The following is a 7923-nucleotide window of genomic DNA, read 5'->3' as shown; positions in this document are numbered from 1 at the left end:
CCGGGGCCTCGTCGCCACCGCCGACGGCGTGCAGCGCGCCCGGCCGCTGCCCACGGCGCCGGTGCTGGCGCTGCCGGCCGGCCCGGTGACGCGGCTGCCGCTGGCGTTCGCCTGGCCGCCGCTGGCCGGCGCCACCGCGTACCGAGCCCAGGTGCTGGACGCCGACGCCGACAGCCGGCTGCGGCTGGACGGCCGTTTCGACGAGGCCGCCGCCGAGTGGCCCGACGACCTGCCCGACGGCCGCTACGAGCTGCGTGTGCGCGCCATCGGCGCCGACGGGCTCGAAGGCCTGGACGCACGCGCCGGCTTCGAGCTGAAGGCGCGCCCCGAGCCGCCGATGCCGATGGCGCCTGCGCCCGCCGCCCGCGTCGACGCCGGCCGCGTGGCCTTCGCCTGGACACGCCACCCTCAGGCCGCGCAGTACCGCCTGCAGGTCGACACCGTGGCCTCGTTCGAGTCGCCGCAGGTCGAGCGCGAGCTGGTGGACACGGCGACGAGCGTCGATCTGGCGCCGGGCCGCTATTTCTGGCGCCTGCGCAGCGTGCGCCCGGGCGGCGACGCCGGGCCCTGGGGCGAAGCGCTGGCGCTGGAGGTCGTCGAGCCGCCTCCCGCGCCACCGGCCGTGCCGCCGCAGGCCGAGGCCCGGCACGACCGCGTGACGCTGGCCTGGCCGGCGTCGCCGCGGCCCGGGGTGCACTACGAGATCCAGGTCGCGCGCGACGCCGGCTTCGCCGCCCTGGTGCTCGAAGGCAGCTCGGACCGCGCCGCCTGGAGTTTCGAGCCGCCGGGCGCGGGCCTCTACCACGTGCGTGTGCGTGGTGTCGGCAGCGACGGCCGCCCCGGCGCCTGGGGCACGGCGCAGCAGTTCGAGGTGCCGGCCGCCTGGCACTGGTGGTGGCTGTTGCCGGCGCTGCTGTGGCTGCTCTGAGCCCCGGCCGGCGACGCTGGATCGTTCCCGCGGCAGGCCTGGTCGCCGCCGTCGTAGTCGGCGTCTCGCCGCTGCAGTCCTGGTGGTCGCAGCCGCTGCAGGACTGGGCGCAGCGCACCGCAGCGCCAACCCGGGCGCCCGCCGGGGTGCTGATCGTCGATGCCGACGACCGTTCGATCGAGGCCCTGCGCGGCACCGGCGCCTGGCCCTACACGCGCGACACCCACGCGCTGCTGATCGACGGCCTGCGCCGCCACGGCGCCCGGGCCGTCGTGCTGCAGCTGCTGCTGGCCGAGCGCCGTGACACCGTCGACGGGCGCCCGGTGGCCGGGCCGACGGCGGCCGGCCGCAGCGCCGACGGCCGCACGCTCGACGACCGCAAGCTGGCCGAGGTCGTCGGCCGCCCCGGCGCGCCGGTGGTGCTGGCTGCGGCCGGCGTCGACGCGCTGGCCGGCGCACGTGCCGCCGACGGCGAGCCGGCCGCGCAGCACTGGCGCGAGCTGCTGCTGCCGGCGGCCAGCGTGCGGCCCGACAACCCGGCGGCACTGCGGCTGGGCGTGGTGACGACACCGCTGGACGACGACGGCGTGCTGCGCCACGTGCCGCTGTGGCACGCCGCGGGCAGCCAGCGGCAGCCGTCGATCGCGCTGGCCGCGCTGCTGGCCGCCGGCGGCCATGTCGACGCGCGCTGGCCGGTCGACGAACGGGGGCGGGTGCAGCCGCTGTTCGGCCCCCAGGGCCGGGTCGAACGCATCTCGTACCGCGACGCGTGGACGCTCGCCGCCACCGATGTCGTCGACGGCGACCCGGGGCGTGCGCTGGCCGATGCGGTGCGCGGCCGCGTCGTCTTCGTCGGCAGCAGCGCGCTGCTGGCCGGGCGCACGATGACGGTGGCCGGCCAGGCCGACGCGACCGAGATCGCGGCGCAGACCTTCGCCGCGCTGCGCGACGGCCCGCTGGTGCGCACGGCCGGCGTGCCGCTGCAGGCGGCGACGCTGCTGCTGGCGCTGCTGCCGGCACTCGGCGCCGCGCTGACGGCCGCCGGCACCGGCGTGCTGCTCGCCGGCTCGGCGCTCGCCGCGCTGGGCCTGCTGGGGGCCGGCAGCGCGGCCATGGCGCTGGCGGCGATCAGCCTGCCGCTGGCGGCACCACTGGCGGCCCTGGTCGCGGCGCTGGCGGCGCTGCTCGTGCTGCAGCGCCGCGAGCAGGCCGAGTGCGAGCGCCGGCTGGCGCTGGAGCGCGAGATCGCGGCACGCTCCAGCGCCACCAAGTCGGCCTTCCTGGCGACCGTCAGCCACGAGATCCGCACACCGCTGAACGCCGTGCTCGGTGTCGCCGACCTGATGACGGCGACACCGCTGTCGGACGAGCAGCGCCGCCACGTCGACGTGTTCCGCCATGCCGGGCAGACGCTGGCCGCGCTGATCGACGACCTGCTGGACCTCGGCAAGATCGAGGCCGGCCGGCTGGAGCTGGTGGTCGAGCCGTTCGTGCTGCGTGCGTCGCTGGACTCGGTCGCGGCGCTGCTTCAGCCCCGTGCCGCGGCGAAGGGCTTGCGTTTCGTGCTCGACGTCGACGAGGACCTGCCGGCCTGGGTGAGCGGCGACCGGCGCCGCGTCGAACAGGCGCTGACCAACCTGCTCGGCAACGCGATCAAGTTCACGGCACGCGGCGAGGTGTCGCTGCAGGCGGCACGCTCGGCCGCCGGCGGCGTGCGCTTCACGGTGCGCGACACCGGCATCGGCATCGCGCCGGCGCAGCAGGCACTGGTCTTCGAGCCTTTCGTGCAGGCCGACGACCGCATCACGCGCGACTACGGCGGCACCGGCCTCGGGCTGGCGATCACGCGGGCGACGGCCCAGCAGATGGGCGGCGACCTGCGGCTCGAGAGCCGGCCGGGCGTCGGCTCGACCTTCACGCTGGAGCTGCCGCTGGCCGCGCACACCCCCGCGTCTGCGGCGCACACTCCCCCGGGGCCCGGTGCGGCGACGCCGGTGCTGCCGCCGCCGGAGGCCTGGCTGGACGGCGTGCTGCTGGCCGAGGACAACGAGCTCAACGTCTACATCGTCAGCGCGATGCTCTCCGGCCACGTCGGCCGGCTCGACGTCGCCGCCGACGGCCAGCAGGCGCTGCAGCGCCTGGAGTCCGGGCGCTACGACCTCGTCTTCATGGACATGCAGATGCCCGGCCTGGACGGCCTGGCGGCGACGCGTGAATGGCGCCGCCGCGAAGCCGAGCGCGGGCTGGTGCGCACGCCGATCGTCGCGCTGACGGCCAACGCCTACGACGAGGACGTGCGCGACAGCCGCGAGGCCGGCTGCGACGCCCACCTCGCCAAGCCGGTGTCGCGTGCCGCGCTACTCGAGGCGATGCAGCGCTGGGGCACGGCACCACGGGGCTGAAGCCGGCCGTCGAGCGCCGGCGACGTAAAGGTGCATTTGCCAAATTGCTTTGACGCTTGATGCGCGTTAACATGCTCGCGTCATACACCTTACGCCCGACCATGAGCTTCCCCAGCCCCTCCGTCCTGGACCTGCGCGGTGTCGCGCCGGCCGAACGCCACGCCCTCGTCTTCGGCCGCCTGGCCGAGCTGGCCGCCGGCGACGGCCTGCTGCTGGTCAACGACCACGACCCGGTGCCGCTGCAGCGCCAGCTGCACGAGCGCTGGCCGGGCCTGTTCAGCGTCGCCTACCTGGAAGACGGCCCCGCGGCCTGGCAGCTCGAGATCCGCAAGGCCGTGCCGGCCGAAGCCGCCGGCTCGTGCTGCTCGGGCGGCCGCTGCTGCGGCTGAGCCGGCGATGACCTGGGTCGTCACCGAAGCCTGCCTGTGCGGCCGGCCAACGGACTGCGTCGGCGTCGGCCGGAAGCCGGGGCCGCGGTGAAGCACGAACGCGCCGGCGTGATCCCGATCCGCCCCGTCGCCGCTGCCGCCGGGGCGCCGGAAGTCGTGTCGCTGGTCCAGAAGCGCCAGCCGATCCATGCCCGCGCCGTCAGCGGCCGCTACGCCACCTGGCGCTGGGTCTTCGTCTGGCTGACGCAGCTGTTCTTCTACGGCCTGCCCTGGCTGGAGATCGGCGGCCGCCAGGCGGTGCTGTTCGACATCGACGCGCAGCGCTTCTACCTCTTCGACCTGGTGCTCGTGCCGCAGGACCTGATCTACCTGGCGGCGCTGCTGGTGCTGTCGGCGCTGGCGCTGTTCTTCTTCACCGCGGTCGCCGGCCGGCTGTGGTGCGGCTACGCCTGCCCGCAGACGGTCTACACCTCGATCTTCATGTGGATCGAGCGCCAGTTCGAAGGCGACCGCCTCGCACGCATGCGCCTGGACCGCGCGCCGTGGAGCGCCGGCAAGCTCGCGCGCCGCAGCGGCAAGATCGCCGCGTGGACCGTGTTCAGCCTGGTCACCGGCCTGAGCTTCGTCGGCTGGTTCACGCCGATCCGCGAGCTCGTGCCGGCTGCGCTGCAGGGCGACATCGGCGGCTGGAGCGCCTTCTGGGCGCTGTTCTACGGCGCCTTCACCTACGGCAACGCCGGCCTGCTGCGCGAGCAGATGTGCAAGTACATCTGCCCCTACGCACGTTTCCAGAGCGCGATGATCGACCGCGACTCGCTGGTCATCGCCTACGACAGCGGCCGCGGCGAACCGCGCGGCGCGCGCTCCAAGAAAGCCGACGCCGGCGCGCTGGGCCTGGGCTCCTGCGTCGACTGCACGCTGTGCGTGCAGGTCTGCCCGACCGGCATCGACATCCGCAACGGCCTGCAGAACGAATGCATCGGCTGCGCCGCCTGCATCGACGCCTGCGACGGCGTGATGGACAAGCTGGGCTACGCACGCGGCCTGATCCGCTACTCGACCGAGAACGCGGTGGCCGGCGGCTGGAGCCGGCGCGAGACGCTGCGCCGCGTGCTGCGCCCGCGGGTGCTGATCTACGGCGCGCTGCTCGCGGCGCTGACGCTGGCCTTCGCCGCCAGCCTGGCGCTGCGCAGCCCGTTCCAGTTCGACGTGCTGAAGGACCGCAGCACGCTGGCGCGCCTGGTCGACGACGGTGCGATCGAGAACGTCTACCGGCTGCAGGTGACGAACCGCAGCGAACAGCCGCAGAAGCTCGCCGTCACGGCCGAAGGCCCGGCCGGGCTGGTGGTCGACGCCCCGCCGATCACGGTCGACGCCGCCGGCGCCGCCCAGGTCGTCGTGCGCCTGCGCCTGCCGGCCGAGACCGCAGCGCCGCTGGCCGGGCAGTCGGTGCCGGTGGCCTTCGTGCTGAGCGCGGCCGCGCAAGACGGCCAGCCGGCGCTGTCGCGGCGCGAGAAGTCGACCTTCCTCGTGCCGCGCTGAAGCCTTCAGGCCAGCGCGCGGCCGATCAGGATGCGCTGCACGTCGCTCGTGCCTTCGTAGATCTGGCAGACGCGCACGTCGCGGTAGAGGCGCTCGACCGGGAAGTCGTTGACGTAGCCGTAGCCGCCGAAGGTCTGGATCGCGGTGCTGCAGACACGCTCGGCCATCTCGCTGGCGAAGAGCTTGGCCATCGCCGCTTCCTTCAGGCAGGGCTGGCCGGCGTCCTTCAGTGCCGCCGCATGGTGCACCAGCTGGCGCGCGGCCTCGATCTGCGTCGCCGCGTCGGCGAGGCGGAACTGCACCGCCTGGTGCTCGAAGATCGGCTTGCCGAAGGCGACGCGCTCCTTGGCATACGCGGTGGCTGCCTCGAACGCCGCACGCGCCATGCCGACACACTGCGAGGCGATGCCGATGCGCCCGCCTTCCAGCCCCGACAGCGCGACCTTCAGGCCCTCGCCTTCGGCGCCGATGCGGTGGGCCGCCGGCACGCGGCAGCCTTCAAAGACGATCTGCGCCGTGTCGCTGGCGTGCTGGCCCATCTTGTCCTCGAGCCGGGCGACGACGTAACCCGGCGTCGAGGTCGGCACCAGGAAGGCGCTGAAGCCCTTCTTGCCGGCGTCCTTGTCGGTGACGGCGATGACGATCGCGACGTCGCCGTTCTTGCCGCTGGTGATGAACTGCTTGACGCCGTCGATGACGTAGTCGTCGCCGTCGCGGCGCGCCGTGGTCTTCAGGCCCGAGGCCTCGGAGCCGACTTGCGGCTCGGTCAGGCAGAAGGCGCCGAGCATCGCCCCGCGCGCCAGCGGGCGCAGCCATTGCTGCTTCTGCGCTTCGTCGCCCCAGGCCATCAGGATGCTGCAGACGGGGCAGTTGTTGACGCTGACGATGGTGCTGGTGGCGCCGCAGCCAGCGGCGATCTCCTCGAGGATCAGCGACAGCGCAAGGTAGTCCAGCCCGGCGCCGTCGTACTCCGTGGGCACGGCAACGCCGTAGCAGCCGAGTTCGGCCAGCCCGGCCAGCGCCTCGCGCGGGAAGGTGTGGGCGCGGTCCCACTCGGCCGCGTGCGGCGCGATGCGGTCCTGCACGTAGGCGCGCACCGCGTCCTGCACCGCGCGGTGGTCGTCGTCGAGGATCATCGGGTCTCCGGTCTGGTGTCGAACGGCCAGACTAGCCCAGGCCCGCGTCCGGCGGCATCCGGATTCAGCCCAGCAGCGCGGCCAGCCGGCGCGTGTTTTCGGCGCAGACGCCGCGGAACCCGGCGCTGATGCGCTCGTCGGCCGCGGCGCGCTGCCAGAAGTCCAGCGCCACCGGTGCCGCCGCCTGCCAGGCCGCAGCGTCCTGCGGCAGCGGCAGCTCGGGCCGGTACTCGCGCGGCGGCAGTTCGACACCACGCGCCGGTGCGTAGAGCATCGGCAGCATGTCGTAGACCGGCGCGATGGCCAGCGGCGCGCCACCGCCCGGCCCGAGCCGGAACGACAGGTTGCCGTCGTGCATGTCGGTGTTGGCGAGCAGCCGGCCGAACTGCCACAGCCGCGCCAGCGCCTGGGCCTCCTGCGCGGCCAGCCAGCCGCGCGCCGCCAGCGCCCGCCCGGCCTCGGCCCAGGAGCGCCCGGCGAGACCGAAACACTCGCCGTTGATCGCCCCCCAGGACACCAGCCCCGAGCGGCCCAGCGCGCCGTGGCGGTCGAACCGTTCGACTTCCAGGAAGGTCCGCCCGCCGGCCTGCACGATGCGCGAGACGGCCGCCGGCAGGCCCAGCGCCGCCAGCACGCCGCCGGCCAGGTGTTCGCAGACCAGCAGGTCGGACCAGCGCCGTGTGCCGGGCGAATCGTCCGAGCCGCTGAACTTGACGAGCACGGCTTGCGGCCGGCCGTCGGCGCCGTTGCGCCAAGCCGTGAACTTGGGGAACTCGCCGCCGGCCGAGGAACCCGGCAGGCCGGCGGCCATCGCGGCGTCGGCCAGCGCGGGATAGGCCTGCGCCAGTTCCGCCTCGCGCAGCGGCGCCTCGGCCTCGCCGGCACGCGCCGCGCGCACACGCTGCAGCCAGCGCCGACAGGCCGTTTCGCCGACGATCAGGTCGCCCGGCGTGTCCTCGCCCAGCAGCGACAGCGCGTGCAGCGTGTCGTCGTCGCTCCAGGCGGCCGGGTCCTCGGACACTTGCAGCGTCGCCGCGTGGTGGCGGGCGAAGGCGCGGCCGAGAAAACCTTGCGGCCGCAAGTCCTGCAGCGGGTACGGCAGACCGTCGAACCAGCCGTCGCGCGCGGCCTCGTCCAGTGGCCAGCCCAGCGGCTGCAGCATCTCCAGCGCCGAGCCGTCGGGCGCCGTCAGGTGCAGCCAGGCGATCTGCTGCGGCGTGCCCTCGGCGTCGACACGGTAGACCGGCAGCGGCGCCGCCTGCCCGCGCAGCGCCCGGCGCGCGGCGTACTGGGTGCGGCGCGCGGCACCGCGCACGACGAGCTCGTCGCCGGCGGCGCGCACGGCCCGCATCAGCGTCGCGCGGCTGATGCCCAGCTGTTCGGCGAGCGCGCCGGCCGCTTGCCGGCCGCGGCGCCGCAGGAAGTCGACGAGCGGGAGCACGATGAAACGATCCTCGTCGCCATCTTGTCTTTTGGCGACAAGGGATTAGATCATTTTATGGGCCCCGCGTGAAACGATTTATGAA

General features: G+C 74.3%; 5 protein-coding genes and 1 pseudogene. 4 read left to right on the top strand and 2 right to left on the bottom strand.

Annotated features, from left to right (window positions below; translation table 11 throughout):
- The 4 genes and pseudogenes from RBXJA2T_RS20320 to ccoG form a co-directional block, all read left to right on the top strand.
- A pseudogene (locus RBXJA2T_RS20320) lies at positions 1-928 on the top strand (hypothetical protein); the annotation flags it as partial.
- Positions 916-3330, top strand: coding sequence for a hybrid sensor histidine kinase/response regulator (locus RBXJA2T_RS04985; RefSeq protein WP_081467590.1), 2415 nt, complete (start codon positions 916-918; stop codon positions 3328-3330). The pseudogene RBXJA2T_RS20320 and the gene RBXJA2T_RS04985, both read left to right, overlap by 13 nt.
- Positions 3331-3431: 101 nt before the next feature.
- Positions 3432-3719: a DUF2249 domain-containing protein gene (locus tag RBXJA2T_RS04980; RefSeq protein WP_009856235.1), complete on the top strand. Its 288-nt coding sequence runs from the start codon at positions 3432-3434 to the stop codon at positions 3717-3719.
- 87 nt (positions 3720-3806) lie between these two features.
- Complete coding sequence (gene ccoG, locus RBXJA2T_RS04975) at positions 3807-5261, top strand: cytochrome c oxidase accessory protein CcoG (RefSeq protein ID WP_009856234.1); 1455 nt, start codon at positions 3807-3809, stop codon at positions 5259-5261.
- A gap of 5 nt (positions 5262-5266) precedes the next feature.
- Here ccoG and RBXJA2T_RS04970 read toward each other — a convergent pair whose 3' ends face one another.
- Positions 5267-6397, bottom strand: coding sequence for an acyl-CoA dehydrogenase family protein (locus RBXJA2T_RS04970; protein ID WP_009856233.1), 1131 nt, complete (start codon positions 6395-6397; stop codon positions 5267-5269).
- Positions 6398-6461: 64 nt separating this feature from the next.
- On the bottom strand, positions 6462-7838 hold the full coding sequence (yjjJ, locus tag RBXJA2T_RS04965) for a type II toxin-antitoxin system HipA family toxin YjjJ (protein ID WP_009856232.1): 1377 nt from the start codon (positions 7836-7838) through the stop codon (positions 6462-6464).
- Positions 7839-7923: the final 85 nt, after the last annotated feature.

The organism is Rubrivivax benzoatilyticus JA2 = ATCC BAA-35 (genome assembly GCF_000190375.1).
Lineage (GTDB): Bacteria > Pseudomonadota > Gammaproteobacteria > Burkholderiales > Burkholderiaceae_C > Rubrivivax > Rubrivivax benzoatilyticus.
This window is presented reverse-complemented; position numbering and strand designations above follow the sequence as displayed.